Here is an 18,323-nt window from a genome sequence, read left to right as displayed (position 1 = left end):
CCTCCAGAAAATGATGACGGCGGCGCGCAAAGGCGCCGCCGGCTGAATCAGTCCGCTGCGATTTGTGGTGCCGGCGCGCTACGGTTCGCCGAGCGACGCTTGATCGCCATGGCGCCGCCGAGCAAGGCCTTGCGTTGCTCGCTCAAGCGCGCATCGGCGCGGCGTTGCACGTCGCTGGCCAGGTTCAGCAATTCGCCCACCTGCAACTGATCACTGCGCAACAGCGTCTCCAGTACCGCCTGAATCTGCTCGAACAGACTTTCCAGCGTGCTCGGCAGGTACTGGCCGGCCGGTGTCTCGAAGCTCAGGTGGATGTGCTGTGCGTCGTTGTAGAACGCAGCGACCATGCCGATCTCGGCGGCCTGTCGCCCGGACGGGAAGTCCTCGACTTGCAGGCCCTCCATCGACGGCAGGCGACCAACGCCTTCCTGGTAAATCAGCTTGATGTCGAACAGCGGCGAACGTCCGGCGCGGCGCGGCAGGCGCAAGGCCTCCACCAGACGCTCGAACGGCAGGTCCTGATGGTCCGAAGCCTCCAGTACCGCCCGGCGACAGGCGTCCAGCAACTGCGCCGCCGACTGTTCGGCATCGACCTCCACTTGCAGTACTAGTTGGTTAACGAAGAAGCCGACCATTTCTTCAAGCCCGGCTTGATTTCGGTTGGCGATATCGGTGCCGATGCGCACACGACTGACCTCGGTACGCTGGCGCAGGACCAGGGTAAAACCGCTCAGCAGCAGCATGAACAGCGACACATCGCGCTGCTGGGCAAAGTCGCGCAACTGCTGGCTCAGTTCGGCACTGAAGGTGAAATGCGCGCCGGCACCTGCTTGCGCGGTGCGCTGGTCACCATCGGCGGGCAACGCCAACACCGCTTGTGGCTCAGCGAGGCGCTGCTGCCAGTAATCGAGCTGGCGCTGCAGTTCACCGCCCTGCTCCAGCCACTGGCGCTGCCATTTGGCGAAATCAGCGTACTGCACGCTGTGCGCCGGCAGTTGCGGAGTTTCGCCACGGCAGAGGGTTGGATACAGCGTGACGAATTCATTGATCAGGACACGGAACGACCAGTCATCGGCGACGATGTGATGCACCGTCAGCAACAGCACATGCTCATCCTCCGCGACCCGCAGCACTCGCACCCGCAGCAACGGACCGTGGCGCAGGTCGAATGGCCGGGCGACTTCTTCGCCGGCCAGCTGTTGTGCTTCGGCGTCCGGCGCCGGCAGGTGCCGCAGGTCGCTGTCGACAAAGCTCAACGGCAGTTGCGGATGCACCCGTTGCCAGGTCTGGCCGTCTTCTTCGTAGAACGTGGTGCGCAATACCGAGTGACGCTGCACCAGGGTTTCGAAGGTCTGGCGCAGGGCGTCGAGGTTCAACTCGCCCCGCAGGCGCAAGGCACCCGGCATGTTGTACATCGAACTGTCCGGTTCCAGGTTCCACAGGAACCACAAGCGCTGCTGGGCAAAGGACAACGGCTGGCGTTCGCCAGAGGTGTCGGCCACCAGCGCCGGGCGCTCACAGGTGTGTTGCAGCGCCTGCACCTGTGCGGCGAAATCCACAAGGCGCGGATGTTCGAACAGGCTGCGCAGGCTCACCGCCAGCCCCAGGCGCTGGCGGATCTGCGAGACGATTTGCGTCGCCAGCAACGAATGCCCGCCCAGTTCGAAGAAGCTGTTTTCGCGATCGACGCGAGTGACCTGGAGCACCTGCTGCCAGATCAGCGCCAGTTCGACTTCCAGTGCACCCTGCGGCGCGCTGCCGGCTTCGGCTTCCCAGACCTGTGGGGCCGGCAACGCGGCGCGGTCGAGCTTGCCGTTGCGGTTGAGCGGCAACGCGGCCAGCAACACCAGTTGCGCCGGGAGCATGTAGTCCGGCAGGCGCTCGCCCAGGGCGCGACGCACGGTGTCGGTGAGTTGCCGCGCATCCGCGTCCAGCAGTTCATCTGAAGCTGGCACCACATAGCCGATCAACTGCTTGCCGCCGACGCCCTCGTGCACCAGCACCGCGGCTTCGCTGATCATCGGCAGGCCTTGCAGGTGCGCTTCCAGCTCACCCAGCTCGACCCGGAAACCACGAATTTTCACCTGATGATCGATACGCCCCAGGTATTCCAGCGCACCGTCTTCGCGATAACGCGCCAGGTCGCCGCTGCGGTACAACCGCGCACCCGGTGTGGCGGAAAACGGATCGGCAATGAAACGCTCGGCGCTCAACCCAGGACGCTGGTGATAGCGCTGGGCGAGGCCGGCGTCGCCGCCGATGCACAATTCGCCGACGCAACCGCTCGGCAGCAGGTGCCCTTCGCTGTCCATCACATACAGCGCACGCCCCGGCAGTGCTTTGCCGATGGGCACGCCGATGTGATTGCGGGTATCGGCCAGCGTGCATTCGTGGGTACTGGACACCACCGTGGCTTCGGTCGGTCCATAGGTGTTGAGCAGTCGCACATCGCCCAGACCCGCGGCGTGCCACAGTTTCAAACCTTCCAGCGACATGGCCTCGCCACCGACGTGGACCTGACGCAGACGGCCCTTGTCACGCTGCGGTTGCGCCGCCCACTCCTGAGACAACAGGAACCAGTAGGCCGCCGGCAAATCCGCCAGGGTCACGCCATGCTCGATGATCTGGCGATAGAGGGTGTGGGTGTCCCATAGCTCATCGCCGCGCATCACCAGTGCCGCGCCCACGCACAGCGGCGGATAGCACTGTTCGACAAAGCCGTCGAAGCTGAACGTGGCGAATTGCAGTACGCGGTCTTCAGGGACCAGTTGTGAATAGTCCGCCGCGATCACGCAAAACTCGCGCAGCGCGGCGTGGGCCAGGCATACGCCTTTCGGGCGTCCGGTGGAGCCGGAGGTGTAGATCAGGTAGGCGAGGTCTTCGGCGCTGGCGAGGTTTTCCGGGTTTTCCGTGGAGTACCCATCGGCGCTCGCCTCCAGTGCCAGGCGCGGCAAGCCTGGCGGCAGCGCTACATCGGTCAGCAGCCCCGATTGCGCCAGCAGCAGGTCCATGCCGCTGTCTTCGATCATGTAGGCCAGGCGCTCGGCCGGGTAATCCGGATCGAGCGGCACGTAACCGGCGCCGGCCTTGAGGATGGCCATCAGGCTGACGATCATCTGCGCATTGCGCCGCACCGCCAGGCCCACCCGCTGCCCCGGCGCCACACCTTGGGCGCGCAGGCGATGGGCGAGCTGGTTGGCTTGCGCATTGAGTCCGGCATAGGTCAGGCGTTCGTCACCGACGATCACGGCCAGCGCGTCAGGGGTGCGTGCCGCTTGTTGCTCGAAACGCTGATGGGCCAGCAACGGGCTGTCGATTGCCGGCGCAGGCGGACGGGCACACGCCAGCATCTTGGCCCGGGCGTCAGGGTCCAGCAGGCTGACCGCACCCAGTGCCTGTTGTGGCTGCGTGACGAACTGCTCCAGCACCTGCAACAGGCTGGCGCCCAACTGGCTGATCTGCGCGGCACTGAACAGGGTTCGGTCGAAACTGAAGTCCAGGCGCAGGGTGGCGCCGACTTCGATGCCGAGGGTCAGCGGATAGCTGGTGATTTCGTGATTGTGCAGCGCGCCGAAGGTCAGCCCCGCCGGCGCCCCTTGCTTGAGGGCTGCGGCCACCGGGAAGTTCTCGAACACCAGCAGGCTGTCGAACAGCGCCCCCTGCTGTCCGGCCCAGCCCTGAATGTCGTACAGCGGCACGTGTTCGAATTCACGCAGGCTCAGGTTCAGGGCTTGCAGGTCGTTGAGCCACTGGGCCACGGTCTGGCCCGCTGACGGACTGGCGATGATCGGCAAGGTGTTGATGAACAGCCCCAACTGCTGCTCGATGCCCGGCAGCGGCGCGGAACGTCCGGCAATGGTGGCGCCGAACGCCACACAGGACTGGCCGGTGTAGCGCTGCAACAACAGGCCCCAGGCGCCTTGCAGCAGCGTATTGAGGGTGACTTTCTGATGGCGGGCGAAATCGCTCAGGCGTTGCAGCGCGGCGCTCTCAAGGGTCAGTTGATGTTCGCCCATGCCCCGCCCTTCGGCGGGCGTCGGCAAGGCTTGCGCCAGCCGCGTCGGCGTTTCCAGCGGCGCCAACGCTTGTTTCCAGAACTGCTCGGCGGCCAGCAGCGGCTGCTGTTGAATCCAGCCCAGATAATCGCGGTATTGCCCCAACGGCTTGGCCAACGTCTGGCCGGCATAATGCTGGAGCACTTCGCCGAGCAACTGGGCGTTGCTCCAGCCGTCCATGAGGATGTGATGGCTGGTGTAGATCAGGTGCCAGTCTTGCGCACCCTGACGCACCAGCATCAGACGGAACAACGGCGCGGCACCGAGCTCGAAGCCACAGCTGCGCTCCTCGGCGGCCAACGCATCGAGGTCAACGTCGGCCGCTTCGATCACTTGCAGTTGCAGGTCGACCTGGCGATGAATCACCTGGTGCGCAGACTCCAGTCCCAGCCAGTGGAAGCTGCTGCGCAGGATGTCGTGACGGTTGATCGCCGCCTGCCAGGCCCGGCCGAATGCCGCCAGTTCCAGCCCCTGGATATCCAGGCGCAATTGATTGATGTAGGCCTCGGCCTGGGGTTCGTACAGGGTGTGGAACAGCATGCCCTGTTGCATCGGCGTCAGCGGGTAAACGTCCTCGATAGCCGGTGCCGGGACAGGCAAGGCATCGAGCTGGGCCTGAGTGATGCGCGCCAGCGGGAAGTCCGACGGTGTGACCTGGCCTGCCGCTGTCGTGCAGCAATGTTCGATCAGCGCCTTGAGCTCTTCGGTGTAAGCGTCGGCCAGTTGCTGCACCGTGGATTCGGCAAACATGTCGCGGCTGAAACCCCATTGCAGCGAGAGCTGCCCGCCATACACCTGGCCTTCCACCGTCAACCAGTTGGCCAACGGTGCATCGTCGCCCTGAGCCTGGCCGCCGCTTTCCGCGGCCGGTACGAACAGCGCAGCGTCATCGAACTGACGGTCGAACTGCCCCAGGTAGTTGAAGGTGATGCGCGGTGCCGGCAAATGTTGCAAGGCTTCGCGCTGCGCCGGTTCACCGAGGTAACGCAGCACGCCGTACCCCAGGCCTTTACCGGGAATGGCGCGCAGCTGCTCCTTGATCGACTTGATTGAACTGGCCGCCCCGGCCTCGGGTTGCAGGCGCACCGGAAACAGGCTGGTGAACCAGCCGACGGTGCGGCTCAGGTCGAGGTCGTCGGACAGGTCTTCGCGGCCGTGGCCTTCAAGCTGGATCAGCGTCGAGCCCTGCCCGCTCCAGCGGCAGATGACCCGCGCCAACGCTGTGAGCAACAGATCATTGACCTGGGTGCGATAGGCCGCTGGTGCCTGTTGCAGCAACTGGCGGGTCAGTTCGGCGTCCAGTTGCGATTCGATCCTGTGCCCGTGGCGATACTGCAAACTGCCCTGCGGGTTGTCACACGGCAGGTCCCGGGCATCCGCCAATTGCGCCTGCCAGTACGGCATTTGCGCACCGACTGTGCCGGCATGTTGTTGCAGATGAACGGCCCAGGCTTGATAAGCGCTGGTTTTCTCGGGCAACGCCACTTGCCGGTAAGCCTGTTGCAAATCTTCGAGCAACACCCGCCACGACACCCCGTCCACCGCCAGGTGATGGACCACCAGCAGCAGTCGTTGGCTGCCATCGTCGAGGCTGACCAGCAAGGCGCGCAGCAGCGGCCCGCTTGCCAGATCGAGGCTGCGTTGCGCCTCATCGCACAGGGCGGTCAAGGCTTCGCTCGAAGACGCCCGACGCAGCCACAATCCAGCGCACTCGACCGGCGCTGCATGGCGTTGCTGCCAGCCTTCGGTACCGTCGATGAAGCGCAGGCGCAAGGCATCGTGGTGGTTGATGACGGCGACCAACGCCCGTTCCAGTACTTGCGGATTCAGCACTTGCCGGGGTGTCAGCAGTAGCGACTGGTTCCAGTGCTGATGCTGGGCGATGGCCTGTTCGAAGAAGTAATGCTGCGCCGGGGTCAGGATCACCTCGCCACTGACCGGGCCTTGATCGATGGTGCTGCGGCTGTCGAACGCCGCGACCAGCGCCAGGCTGCGTACGGTCTGGTACTGGAACAGGTCACGCGGACTGAGGCGAATGCCAACCTGGCGGGCGCGGCTGACCACCTGGATGGAAATGATCGAGTCGCCGCCGAGCTCGAAGAAATTGTCTTCAAGGCCCACACGTTCTGCGCCCAGTACGTCCTGCCAGATCTGCGCCAGCGCGGACTGCATCGCATCTTGCGGCGCGACGAATGCCTGCTGTGGCGCGGCGTCGGGTTGCGGCAAAGTCTTGCGGTCGAGCTTGCCGTTGGCGGTCACCGGCAAGGCGTCCAGCGGCATCAGGTAGGTAGGCACCATGTATTCCGGCAGGCTGCCGAGCAGCCAGGCCTTGAGGGTTTGTGGCCACTGCGGGTCGGCACTGGCGTTGTCCAGCACCAGATACGCCACCAGATGCTTGCCGCCCTGCACCAGCACCACGGCCTCGCGCACCAGCGCATGCTGCATCAGCCGAGTCTCGATTTCCCCCAGCTCGATGCGCAGGCCGCGCATTTTGACTTGATGGTCGAGACGCCCGAGGTATTCGATCACCCCATCGGCGCGCTGCCGAACTCGGTCGCCGGTGCGGTACAAGCGCGCGCCGTCATGGAACGGGCACGGCACGAAACGCTCGGCGGTGAGCGCCGGACGCCGGTGATAACTGCGCGCCAGGCCGGCGCCGCCAAGGAACAACTCACCCGCCACGCCGGCCGGAACCGGCAGCAATTGCGCATCCAGCACATGGGTGCGCAGGTTGGCGATGGGCCGGCCGATGGGCACGCTGGCGGCACCCTCGTCGATGCAGGTCCAGTGGGTGACGTCGATGGCCGCCTCGGTCGGCCCGTACAGGTTGTACAAGCCGGCGCCCGGCAGCTTCTTGAAGACCTGCAACTGGGCATCCAGCGGCAAGGCTTCGCCGCTGCACACGATGCGCTTGAGGCCAGTGCAAGCCTCGACACCCGGCTCGTGGATGAACGCCTGGAGCATCGACGGCACGAAGTGCAGCGTACTGATGTCGCAGCCACCGATGAGGCGGATCAACTGCGCCGGTTCACGGTGCGCCCCCGGCGGCGCCACCACCAGGCGTGCGCCGGTCATCAGCGGCCAGAAAAACTCCCAGACCGAAACGTCGAAACTGAACGGGGTTTTCTGCAGCACCGAGTCGCTGCCGTCGATTGAATAAGCCTGTTGCATCCAGCACAAGCGGTTGACCAGCGCCGCGTGACTGTTGCCGGCACCTTTGGGCTTGCCGGTGGAACCAGAGGTGTAGATCACATAGGCCAGGTTCAACGGATGCACGTCAACCTGCGGGCAAGTCTCGCTGTAGCCATCGAGCCAGTCTTGCGCCTGGTCCAGAGTGATAACCTTGACGCCGTCGGTGGGCAGTGCGCCGAGCAAGGTACTTTGCGTGAGCAGCAAGCCAATCGAGCTGTCGTCGATCATGTAGGCCAGGCGTTCGGCCGGGTACTCCGGATCCAGCGGGACGTAAGCACCACCGGCCTTGTGAATCGCCAGCAGGCCGATGACCATGTCCAGCGAACGCTCGACACAGATGCCCACCAGCACATCCGGGCCGACGCCCTGCTCGCGCAGGCCGTTTGCCAGTTGACTGGTGCGGGCATCGAGTTGCGCGTAGCTGAGCTGACGCTCGCCGAATACCAGCGCCGGCGCGTCAGGGGTGCGTCGGGCCTGGGCCTGGATCAACTGATGCAGGCACTGATCGACCGGATACACCTCGGCGGTGCGGTTCCAGTCTTGCACCAGTACTTGCTGCTCATCCGTCGTCAGCATCGGCAACTCGCCGATTTTTTGCGTCGAGTCGTCGACTATCGCCTGCAACAGGCGCGTCCAGTGCCGGGCCATGTGCGCGATCGTCTCGGCCTTGAACAGGTCGCTGGCATACGTCAGCGCGGCGTGCAGCTTGCCGCCCTTCTCCCAGGTGTCGAGGGTCAGGTCGAACTGGGTGGTACGGCTTTGCCAGTCGATGCTGCCCAGCACCAGGCCGGACGCGGTGCTGACCGAGGCCATGTCGGCCACGTGCGGCTGGTGGTTGTACATCACCTGGAACAAAGGCGTGTGGCTAAGGCTGCGCTCCAGTTTCAGCGCTTCGACCAGGCGCTCGAACGGCAGGTCCTGATGGGCCTGGGCACCGAGGGCGGTTTCCTTGATGGCGCGCAGCAGGTCGTCGACCCGAGTCTGGCCGTCCAGTTGGGTACGCAGCACCTGGGTGTTGACGAAGAAACCGATCAGGCCTTCGATTTCCGCGCGGTTGCGGTTGGCGATGGGCACGCCGACGCGGATGTCGGTTTGCCCGGTGTAGCGATGCAGCAAAGCGTTGAAGGCACCGAGCAACAGCATGAACAGGGTGATGTTGTGCTTCTGCGCGGTGCTGCGCAGTTGCTCGGCCAGTTGCGCCTCGACCGCGAACTCGTAACGGGTGCCGCGATAGCTCGGCATCGCCGGGCGCGAATGGTCCAGCGGCAATTCCAGCACCGGATGTTCATCACCCAATTGCGCCTGCCAGTACGCCAGTTGCCGCGCCTGCTCGCCCGCCTCCAGCCAGCGGCGCTGCCACAGGGCATAGTCGCTGTACTGGATCGGCAACGGTGGCAGATGCGGCTGAGTGCCGGCATCGAAGGCGTCGTAACAGCGGATGAATTCGTCGATCAGCACGTTCATCGACCAGCCGTCGGAGACGATGTGGTGCAGGGTCAGCAACAGGACGTGCTCTTGTTCGGCGAGCTTGAGCAAGGTGACCCGCAGCAGCGGACCGGTCGACAGATCGAACGGCAGCAGCGATTGCTGTTCGGCGGTTTGCACCACGGCCCGTTCGCGTTCCTCGGCAGGCAGTGCGCTGAAATCTACCTGTTCGATCAGCAGCGGCGCCGTGGCAGGCACTTGCTGCAAGCGGTCATCGGCCTGACGCTGGAACACCGTGCACAGGGTTTCATGCCGCGCCACCAGGCTGGCGAACGCCTGTTCCAGCGCCGGCAGGTTCAAGCGCCCGGTCAGCCGTACCGCGCCCGGCAGGTTGTAGGCGCCGCTGTGCGGGTCCAGTTGCCAGAGAAACCACATGCGTTGCTGGGCGTACGACAGCGCCTGGCGATTCTCGGCCTCGATGCCGGCCGGAATCGGAAAACGGGCGAAATCCACGCCCTCCTTGTGCAAGGCCGCAAGGAACAGCTGGCGCTTTTCCAGGGGCAACCCGATAAACCGGCGAGCAAGTTTCAAGGAGTCTTCAGCATTCATCTATCAGCATCCGCATCAGTAGGCAGGAGGCGCAAAGGCGCGTCGTCCCTATAAAACGAATGCAGGCGGGAAAAATTAGCGGAGGGGAACAAGTATCAGGAGGGCTGTAGAACGCGGGTTACAAGAACACCACCCCCCCTTGTGGGAGCGGGCTTGCTCGCGAAGGCGGTTCATCATTCAACATGGATGTTGGCTGAACCACCGCTTTCGCGAGCAAGCCCGCTCCCACAGGAATCAGGTTAAATTTGCGAGCGGTGTCAACCAACAGCTGCCATGGAATGCCGCCGATGATGCACCTCCAGCTGATCCTTGATCACCCGCAGCACCCTGGCCTCTTGCTCATGGATGAAGAAGTGTCCGCCAGCCAGCATGTCCACCGAAAAGCTGCCACGGGTTTCCTGGCTCCAGCCGATCAACTGCTCGGTGGTGGCGCGATCGGCCTTGCCGCCCAGCACGTGCACCGGGCACTTGAGCAACGGGCGCCGGACCGGTTCGAAACGTCCGCACAACAGGAAATCCGCACGCAATACCGGCAGGGTCAGGCTCATCAACTCTGCATTGGCCAGGATCTCTTCGCTGGTGCCGTTGAGGGTGCGCAATTGCTCGATCAGTTCGGCGTCGGTCCTGGGCTGGGCAAAGCCCCGATCGTAGTCGGCGCGCATCGTCGGTGCGGCGGTGCCCGAGGCGAACAGCGCTACCGGTTCCGGGCAACCCAGCGAGCGGAACGCGTGGGCCATCTCGCAGGCCAGCAGCGCCCCCATGCTGTGCCCGAACAATGCGTACGGCGCCTTGAGCGTGGCCTTCTGTTCGTGGGCCAATTGCAGCGCCAGACGGCGCATGTCGGTGTGCAAGGGCTCGCCGTACCGTGCGCCACGACCCGGAAGCTCCACCGGTTGCAGCGTGAGCCACTCCGGCAGCTTGCGCCGCCAGCGGCTATAGACCATGGCACTCGCGCCCGAATAGGGCAGGCACAGCAATGTCAGCGGGGTCACCGGGCTTTCCTCGAAGTTTGTCTGTCTGGAAAACGGATGGGGTGCCCAAAGAATTAGCCATATGAATAACTCTGTAGGAGCGAGCTTGCTCGCGAAAGCGCTATGTCAGGCACTGATGATGTCGACTGACACACCGCTTTCGCGAGCAAGCCCGCTCCCACATTTGATTGGTGCAGGTAGTCCTTTGTGGGAGCGAGCCTCCCTCGGAATACCTTGTTGCCAGCCATGACATCCCCACCTAACATCCTTGATGAACGGGTACAGCGGAGCTGTGCAGAACCACCCGAATTCAAGGAACCAGAATGACCCAACGCATCCATCGCAGCATCGACGCCCCTCTCCGAACCGGTTTGAACCGCGAAGAACTCTGGGAGGCCGACGACAAGGGCCTGATCAAATGCTGGGAAGTCGGCCGCCAGCGTGCCGCCCGCTTCCCCGACCTCGCCCGACAGTGCCTCGCCGGCGAGTTGCCGGTACTGGGCTGGAAAGGTGGCGTCAGCCGCAGCCTGAAGAAACTCGAAAAATATGGCTCCCTCAAATACCTCGCGCAGTGGCAAGGGCTGCGCGGGGAAGATCTGGATGTTGATTTGAACCAGGAGCGGGCGCTGACTTGCTCGCGTACCGGGATGGTGGTGACGTTTACACCGGATCGGGCGAAGTATTTCAATCAAATAGCGGAAGTTGAATCCTAGGAGCAGGGACGATGGTCGATTTGCATCAGGAATTTCAAAACAGTGGATTCTTCCACGAAGCACGCATTGATAGACGTTCAGCCGACGCGTTGGTCGGCATTACGGCTGGACTCGCTGCCGATGGCCAGATCAACCAGCAGGAAGCGGAGTTTCTCAAGAGCTGGATTGAAGTTCATTTGTGTCATTTGGGTGATCCGGTCGTGAACATCCTCTACAAACGCCTCTCCGATATGCTGAGTGATGGTGTGCTGGACTCCGAAGAATCGGCTGAGCTACTGGATATGCTGCACCAGTTTGCAGGTCTGCCGGTTGGCTCTGACCAGATCTTCACAACACCTTGCAGCCTTCCACTCGACAACCCTGCCCCCACACTGGACTGGATTGATCGGGTTTTCCTGTTCACCGGAGTCATGGCTTACGGTCCGCGCAAGGAATGTGAATCGCTGATCGTCGAACGCGGTGGCCTGATCGGTGGTTCGGTCAGCAGAAAAATCAACTATCTCGTGGTGGGCAGCATCGGAAACGATCAGTGGCTTCATAGCACTTATGGAACCAAGATCAAAAAAGCCGTTGAGCTACGAGAGAGCGGTGTTCCTATCGCGATCATCAGTGAAGAACACTGGCAAAGGATGCTGTTCGGGTGACCGTGGGGTAACTGCATCAGGCTCAGGCTAAAAGATGCTCAACGCTCCACTGGATCTGCACCAACACTGACCGAAAACCGCTCCCGATAAGCCTGCGGCGTCACGCCCATGGCCCGCAGGAAGCTGCGGCGCAGGGTTTCTTCGCTGCCGAAGCCGCATTGCACTGCCACCCGCTTGATCGGCACGCCGGTATCGCTGAGCAGACGCCGTGCGGTTTCGACGCGGATCAGTTCGATGGCCCGGGCCGGGGTCTGGCCGGTGTCGGCGCGGTAGTGGCGTACGAAACTGCGTTCGCTCATGCCGGCCTGCAAGGCCAGGGTCGGGATGCCAAGGTCCTGGGTCAGGTTTTCGCTGATCCAGGCGTGAAGTTCGTCGAAACGGTTGCCTTCCTGTTGCAGTGACAGGGTAACGCTGAATTGCGACTGGCCACCCGGGCGCTTGAGAAACACCACCAGTTGCCGGGCGACTTCGAGGGCCATGGTGCGCCCGAGGTCTTCTTCGACCATGGCCAACGCCAGGTCGATGCCGGCCGTCACCCCGGCCGAGGTCCAGACCGGGCCGTCATTGATGAAGATCGGGTTGGGCTCGACGTGCAGTTGCGGGTGCTGCTGCGCCAATTGTTCGCAGCGGGTCCAGTGGGTGACCACGCGCCGGCCATCGAGCCAGCCGCTGGCCGCCAGCAGAAACGCACCGGTGCACACCGAGGAAACCCGCCGGCAGCCACGGGCATGTTCGCGCACCCAGGCGACCAACGGCGCATCTTGCGCCGCTGCGTAAACCCCCCAGCCACCGGCGATGATCAGGGTATCGGTGCCCTCATCCGGCAACGGCTCGGCCAACAGCGCCAACCCCGCCGACGACATCACCGCCCCGCCGCCGCTGGTAATCACAGTCGGTGCGTAGGGTGGCGGCAGGCCTTGCTGACGGGCTATGTCGTTGGCCGAAGCGAAAACCTGCAACGGCCCGGTGACGTCGAGTATTTGCACGTTGGCGAAAGCGAGTACATGGATGGTTTTCGACATTTGGCGTAATTCGTGGGGATATTGGCGTATACGCCAAAGCCTACGGGCCTACAGTCAAACCGTCCACCCACTTCACGAGAAAAACACCATGACGCTGCAGATCGGTTTTCTGTTGTTTCCACAGGTTCAGCAACTGGACCTGACCGGCCCTTATGACGTACTGGCCTCTCTGCCGGATGTGAAAGTGCATCTGGTCTGGAAAGACCTGGTGCCGGTCACCGCCAGCACCGGCCTGCTGTTGAAACCGACCACCACCTTTGAAGACTGCCCGGCGCTGGACGTGATCTGCGTGCCCGGCGGCAGTGGCGTCGGGCCGTTGATGGAGGATGACCAGACCCTTGGCTTTCTCAAGGCCCAGGCGGCCAACGCCCGATACATCACTTCGGTGTGCACCGGCTCGCTGGTGCTGGGCGCGGCGGGATTGCTCAAAGGCAAACGCGCCACCACTCACTGGGCGTATCACCCATTGCTCAAGCCGCTGGGCGCAATCGCTGTGAACGATCGGGTGGTTCGTGACGGCAATCTGTTGACTGGTGGCGGCATCACCGCCGGTATCGACTTCGCCCTGACCCTGGCCGCAGAGCTGTTCGACCAGGCCACCGCCGAACTGGTGCAGTTGCAACTGGAATACGCCCCGGCCCCACCGTTTACCGCGGGCAGCCCCGAGACGGCCCCGGCCAGTGTGCTGGATGAGGCTCGCCGGCGGGCTGCCGGCTCATTGAAGCTGCGGGCGGAGATCACCGAGCGCGCGGCGGCGAAACTCGACCGACAGTGAAAAATGGCGGCAAGAACAGGGTTCCTGCCGCCACGACTTTTCCTGCGCCCACAAAAAAACCCGCCGAAGCGGGTTTTTCCAAGACCATGACGACTCCTTGTCGCAGCGTTCCTTGCATATGGTCGATCATCCATGATCCTGAGCACATCCTGTGCTTCAGTGGGTGAGGCCAGAATACGCATCGGATCCAATTTGTAACAGGCGATATCGCTACCATCGCGTGTAAGACATTGGCTATAAACCACCTTCCGAAAACCCTTGGACGCCTCAGGCCAGGAGGCCGCGAGTTTCGCTCAAACACCCTGATGTTCGTGTGCCTTGGCCAGTAGAAACTGTTCGATATTGCTCATTTGTTCATCCCAGCCGCGACTGTCCATACGGAATGCCTTGAGGCGGCGATGCTGGGGAACATGGTCGAAACCGGACTCGGAGACGTGGAGCAACGTGCCGTCGTCCATATCCTCAAGTTCGAATTTCACCAGTGTGGTGGGCTCCTGGGAGTAATCGAAATCAGGCTCTACCGCATACGGATGCCAGCGAAACGAAAACAGCCGTTCCGGTTCGACCCGCTCTACCAGTACATTCCAAAGCAAATGCTCATAACCGGGATAGGTAATCTGCCCCTGGGTCCACTCGCCTGCCACAAAGCGCTTGCCTTCCAGCGCCACGCCAAACCACTGTCCGAACATTTCGGCATTGGCCAGCGCACGCCAGACCTGTGAACGCTTGGCTTTAAGCAGGACTTTCCTTTCAATGCGATCAGATGCTGGGTTCATAAGTCACCTCCTGTACTTGAACAGTAGGTCAGTAAGACCACAAGACCAACCCTAAAGTTGTACCAATCGGGATGAGCAATCAACCATACCTGAGATATTCGGTTGCATTTGCGGTGATAAGTTCTGGGGCAATCACAAAGTCAGAGGGACGAAGCTGCTAACGTTCTCCCTCGAAACAGCATCGAAAAGGATAGCTACATGACAAAACTGCGCGGCAGTTGCCTGTGCAAGGCCATCGAATACCAACTTGATAGCCTCGACATGCCCATCAGCCACTGCCATTGCCAAACCTGCCGCAAGGCACACGCAGCGGCTTTTGCATCGACTGCCGGGGTGATGCGCGAGCACTTTCGCTGGATCAAGGGGCAAGACCGGCTGACGAGCTACGAATCGTCACCGGGCAAGTTTCGGCATTTCTGTTCGGCCTGCGGTTCACACCTGATGGCGGAGCGTTCGACCCAGCCCCATGTGATTGTTCGGGTGGCGACACTGGACGATGACCCGAAACTGACGCCACAGGCGCATATCTGGACATCCCATGAGCAGCCTTGGCTTGAATATGAGTCGGTAAAAAAGTACCCGCAATGGCAGACGTAGATGACTGAACTTTCCACAGCGCTACACTGCACCCCCAAACTTCCCCTGTCACAGCGAGTTTCTGCCATGCACGCACGTTTTCTCCTGGCACTGACGCCTTTGTTGTTCACCTCCCTGGCCCATGCTGCCGTGAACTGCGACAACGCCACCGACCAGACCACGATGAACCAGTGCGCGGCGCAACAGCATGCGGCGGCGGACAAGGAATTGAATGCGCTTTACCAGCAAATCACTTCGCGCCTGAAGGGCAATCCCGACAGCAAGAAGTTGCTGGTGGGAGCGCAGCGGTCGTGGATTGCGTTTCGCGATGCCGAGTGCAGGTTCTCGGCGTCAGGGGTGGAAGGCGGGAGTGTGTATCCGCTGATCTACGGCAATTGCGTGACTGAGTTGACCAAGGCGCGGGTGGAGACGTTCAAGACTTACCTGAAGTGTCAGGAGGGAGATTTGGCGTGTCCGGTGCCGGGGGTTTGATTCTCTAGCGTCTGTCAGGGCCTCTTCGCGAGCAAGCCCGCTCCCACAGTTGACCGGGTTCTTTCAGCAAGAAAGCGATCAAAATGTGGGAGCGGGCTTGCTCGCGAAGGCATCAGCTCAGTCGCTGCAAATTACCGGACAAACACCTGCGCCGTGGTAATCGCCATGTCCCCGCCCGGCATCTTGATGCTGCCGATCTGCTTGAGGCTGTCGGCATCGAAGATCGCCACGTCGTTGAACGTCCCGGCCAGGTAGATTTTGCTGCCGTCCTTGTTGAAGGAAATGCAGTAGTAGGAATGATCGAGCGTGGCGGACTGAAGCATTTTCTTCTGCTTGATGTCGTACTTGGCCAGTCGGTTGAGCACGCCAAACATCAGGTTCGGGTCCTTGGGCGAGCGCATGCCGCTGAAGTAGATTTCCGTCAGGGGCCCGAAATCGGTGGTTTCGGTCTTGCCGGTCTTCAGATCGACGCTGAACAGGCCGTACAGGTATTCAGCGGTGGCCGGATCCTGCTTCTTGTCCTTGAACTTCGCCGCGGTGTACAGCAGCGAGAAGTCATGCCGGTACGTCTGCTGGTTCCACACGTAGAGCACGTCCGGCGCGCTGTAGTTCGGGCGTTTCCAGTGCCGGCTGGGGATCAGCACGTCGAACTTGCCGGTCTGCACGTTGACCTTGTAGACATCCGCCCCCGCCACGTACAGCGTGCCGTCGTCACCGCTCTGCATGATGGTCAGCTGCCGCGGCGCCGGGAAACTGCGCACGGGTTTGGCGTCCATGCCACCGTCGGTCTTGTACACATCGAGTCGAGGCTGCTGCACTTCATAGTGATCGTTCATCATCAGCGTCGGATTGGCGATGGTGAACAGTTCCTTGCCGTCATGGCTGAGGGTGAAGGCGAACATGGACCGCGCTTTCTCACCGGGCTTCTGGGTGATGCTGGCGTGGAACACCTGTTTGCAGTTGTCCAGTTCGACACCGTAGACATCCGCATAGTGATTGTTCAGCACGTAGGCGGTCTTGCGGTCCGGCGACAGTTGCACGGTGCCGGGGCCGAAGGCGTCGGGCATCTTGCAAGTCTTGAACAGGGTGTCGGTGGCCAGGTCGATCACGTGCAGGTTGTTCGGGTAATTGGTGGTCAACATGTACTCGTGACCATCCTGAAGAGCAGTGTTTTCGTCAGCCAGAGCATTGACCGAACAGGTGCTCAGGACGGCGAACGCGGCCAGGCCGCAGGCTTTGATGCTGTGCATGCTGGAATCCTTCTTCTTATCTGATCACTTGTCTTTGGGGAAGACAGTGCCGAGGTTGCGCCAGTTGTCGTTGGAGGCTTGCGCATCCTTGTTCCAGTCCGGGTAGGTGCTCATCATGTCGGGCACCTGGGCCGGCCACCAGCACGGGTCGGAGCAGCCATACAGGTCGGCCTCCATCGGCTGGCACAACGACGACACACCGCCAAACGCATCGATTTCCCAGCCCGGGTCGGTGGTCGACGCACAGCCCGCCACGGAGCTCATCGCCACCACTTCTTCAATGCGGTTCTCGTCCGCAGCCTGATCCAGCTTCAACGCTTTGTTATTGATTGCCTTGAGATGTTTCATATCAGTGAGCCTTGCGCGGAGTGATGTAGCTGCTGATGAACGCAGGGTTATTGGCCATGATCCGGGTGTAGACCTCGATGCCGAAGTCGACCCAGTCACGCATCAGTTCGCAGTAGTGATAGGTCGGGTGCGTCGGATCGCCGTAGCGGGCGTAGCTTTCGTGGTAACAGCCTCCGGAGCACAGGTTGCGGATCTGACAGTCTTCGCAGCCAGTGTTGGTGCGGTCCAGGCGCTGGGACAGGAAGTCGTTCAACTCCACCTGCTTCACACCGCTGTGCACGTTGCCGAAGGTCGGCAGGCTCGAACCGGTAAAGCGGTGGCACAGGTTCAGCTCGCCCTTGTGATCCACGGCCAGCATTTTCAGGCCAGCACCGCAGGGCAGGGCTTTCTTGTGCCCTTCGTGGATGTCGGTGATCAACTGGTGCAGGTTGGAGAAGCCGATGTTGCGGTGCTCCAGCGCCGCCTCCAGGTAACGCTTGCCGAGTTTTTTCATGTTGGCGAACACCTGCACCAGTTCATCGCTGGTGAGGTTGAAGCTGCTGATGTCGCCGGAGGTCACCGGGGCGAAGCCGACTTCGGCGAAACCCAGTTCGTTGAACAGGTGATCCCAGATGGTTTCGACGTCGGTCACGCCGGTGGTCAGGGTCACCCGCGCACCCACCGGACGGCTGTTGTAGCGCGACAGCAGCATTTCGGCCTTGCGCCGCACCACGTCATAGGTGCCCTGCCCGCCCACGGTGATGCGGTTGCGGTCGTGCACGGTTTTCGGACCGTCGATGCTCACTGACAAGCCAAAGCGGTGGGCGTTGAGGTAGTCCACGGTTTCTTCGGTGAGCAGCGTGGCATTGGTGGTCATCACGAATTCGACGAACTTGCCGGCCTCGCGAAAACGCTTCTCACAGTAATCGACCATGTACTCGATCAGCTTGCGGTTGCTCAGCGGTTCGCCGCCGAAGAACACCACGGTGAAACGCTCTTCGTCCGGGGATTCGCGCAGCAGCATTTCCACCGAAGCAATCGCCGTTTCGACATCCATCTTCTTGCCCGCCGACGGCTTGTCGAGGTCTTCCTTGTAGCAATACGTGCAGCTCAGGTTGCAGCCCGTGTTGACGTTGAGCACCACGGTGTTGATCGCCGTGCGCTCGACCCGCTTGGTGGCGATGTCCGGGGTCAGTGGCGAGCCGTCGCTGACCAGTTCCAGAGCCATCAGCTCGCGCAGGGTCTCGGTGATTTCCTCGCCGTTGAAACGCGCGGCCAGGCGCTGGATCAGGTCGTCCGAGGAGCAGCCGGGGCCGCGCAGGGTATCGATGATGGTGCCCGTCAGTTCATCGCTGGCGAACAGCGAACTGCTGGGAATGTGAAACAGCATGCGGTCGGCATCGACCTGCACTTCGTGCAGGTTGCGTTCGACCAGATTCAAGATAGCGCCCATGGCAAACCTCCTGTGCAGGCCCCGTTTTGCGGGGCTTGCGATC

General features: G+C 62.0%; 12 protein-coding genes. 5 read left to right on the top strand and 7 right to left on the bottom strand.

What is annotated here, in order from left to right; translation table 11 throughout:
- Positions 1 to 47: 47 nt before the first annotated feature.
- Entirely contained in the window at positions 48 to 9,281 is a 9,234-nt protein-coding gene (locus ACCD00_RS05290) for an amino acid adenylation domain-containing protein (RefSeq protein ID WP_413422549.1), read from the bottom strand.
- A gap of 257 nt (positions 9,282 to 9,538) precedes the next feature.
- Positions 9,539 to 10,273: a thioesterase II family protein gene (locus ACCD00_RS05285; RefSeq protein ID WP_413422547.1), complete on the bottom strand. Its 735-nt coding sequence runs from the start codon at positions 10,271 to 10,273 to the stop codon at positions 9,539 to 9,541.
- Positions 10,274 to 10,575: 302 nt separating this feature from the next.
- On the opposite strand from ACCD00_RS05285, the gene ACCD00_RS05280 reads away from it, so the two are divergent.
- Both ACCD00_RS05280 and ACCD00_RS05275 read left to right on the top strand, forming a co-directional pair.
- A complete protein-coding gene (locus tag ACCD00_RS05280) occupies positions 10,576 to 10,965 on the top strand; it encodes a hypothetical protein (protein ID WP_413422545.1) in 390 nt (129 codons plus the stop codon).
- An 11-nt stretch (positions 10,966 to 10,976) separates the two neighbouring features.
- Positions 10,977 to 11,609, top strand: a complete 633-nt coding sequence (locus tag ACCD00_RS05275) for a BRCT domain-containing protein (protein WP_413422543.1) — start codon at positions 10,977 to 10,979, stop codon at positions 11,607 to 11,609.
- Between the two features lie 38 nt (positions 11,610 to 11,647).
- Here ACCD00_RS05275 and ACCD00_RS05270 read toward each other — a convergent pair whose 3' ends face one another.
- Positions 11,648 to 12,631 carry a GlxA family transcriptional regulator gene (locus ACCD00_RS05270; RefSeq protein ID WP_413422541.1) on the bottom strand — a complete coding sequence of 328 codons (984 nt, stop codon included), beginning with the start codon at positions 12,629 to 12,631 and terminating at the stop codon, positions 11,648 to 11,650.
- Positions 12,632 to 12,719: 88 nt separating this feature from the next.
- Here ACCD00_RS05270 and inhA point away from each other — a divergent pair, with 88 nt between their 5' ends.
- Positions 12,720 to 13,406: an isonitrile hydratase gene (gene inhA / locus ACCD00_RS05265; RefSeq protein ID WP_413422539.1), complete on the top strand. Its 687-nt coding sequence runs from the start codon at positions 12,720 to 12,722 to the stop codon at positions 13,404 to 13,406.
- 293 nt (positions 13,407 to 13,699) lie between these two features.
- Here the strand turns inward: inhA and ACCD00_RS05260 are convergent, their stop codons facing one another.
- Positions 13,700 to 14,182 carry an SRPBCC family protein gene (locus tag ACCD00_RS05260; RefSeq protein WP_413422537.1) on the bottom strand — a complete coding sequence of 161 codons (483 nt, stop codon included), beginning with the start codon at positions 14,180 to 14,182 and terminating at the stop codon, positions 13,700 to 13,702.
- Positions 14,183 to 14,380: 198 nt separating this feature from the next.
- Between ACCD00_RS05260 and ACCD00_RS05255 the strand changes: the two genes are divergently transcribed.
- Together ACCD00_RS05255 and ACCD00_RS05250 are read left to right on the top strand one after the other, a co-directional pair.
- Positions 14,381 to 14,779: a GFA family protein gene (locus ACCD00_RS05255; RefSeq protein ID WP_413422535.1), complete on the top strand. Its 399-nt coding sequence runs from the start codon at positions 14,381 to 14,383 to the stop codon at positions 14,777 to 14,779.
- A 66-nt stretch (positions 14,780 to 14,845) separates the two neighbouring features.
- Positions 14,846 to 15,250 carry a lysozyme inhibitor LprI family protein gene (locus ACCD00_RS05250; RefSeq protein WP_413422533.1) on the top strand — a complete coding sequence of 135 codons (405 nt, stop codon included), beginning with the start codon at positions 14,846 to 14,848 and terminating at the stop codon, positions 15,248 to 15,250.
- Positions 15,251 to 15,381: 131 nt separating this feature from the next.
- Here ACCD00_RS05250 and peaD read toward each other — a convergent pair whose 3' ends face one another.
- From peaD to peaB, 3 genes are read right to left on the bottom strand one after another with little or no spacing between them, the layout of a single operon-like run.
- The gene (gene peaD / locus ACCD00_RS05245; RefSeq protein WP_413422531.1) at positions 15,382 to 16,500 is read right to left on the bottom strand and encodes a quinohemoprotein amine dehydrogenase subunit beta; all 1,119 of its coding nucleotides are present in this window, start codon (positions 16,498 to 16,500) and stop codon (positions 15,382 to 15,384) included.
- 24 nt (positions 16,501 to 16,524) lie between these two features.
- Entirely contained in the window at positions 16,525 to 16,848 is a 324-nt protein-coding gene (gene qhpC, locus ACCD00_RS05240; protein ID WP_008016081.1) for a quinohemoprotein amine dehydrogenase subunit gamma, read from the bottom strand.
- 1 nt (position 16,849) lies between these two features.
- A complete protein-coding gene (peaB, locus tag ACCD00_RS05235) occupies positions 16,850 to 18,280 on the bottom strand; it encodes a quinohemoprotein amine dehydrogenase maturation protein (RefSeq protein ID WP_108231965.1) in 1,431 nt (476 codons plus the stop codon).
- Positions 18,281 to 18,323 lie beyond the last annotated feature (43 nt).

Source organism: Pseudomonas sp. Pseusp3, from assembly GCF_047304225.1.
GTDB classification, from domain to species: domain Bacteria; phylum Pseudomonadota; class Gammaproteobacteria; order Pseudomonadales; family Pseudomonadaceae; genus Aquipseudomonas; species Aquipseudomonas fluorescens_CD.
The sequence above is the reverse complement of the archived record's forward strand: the minus strand, read 5'-3'. Positions and strand labels throughout refer to the sequence as shown.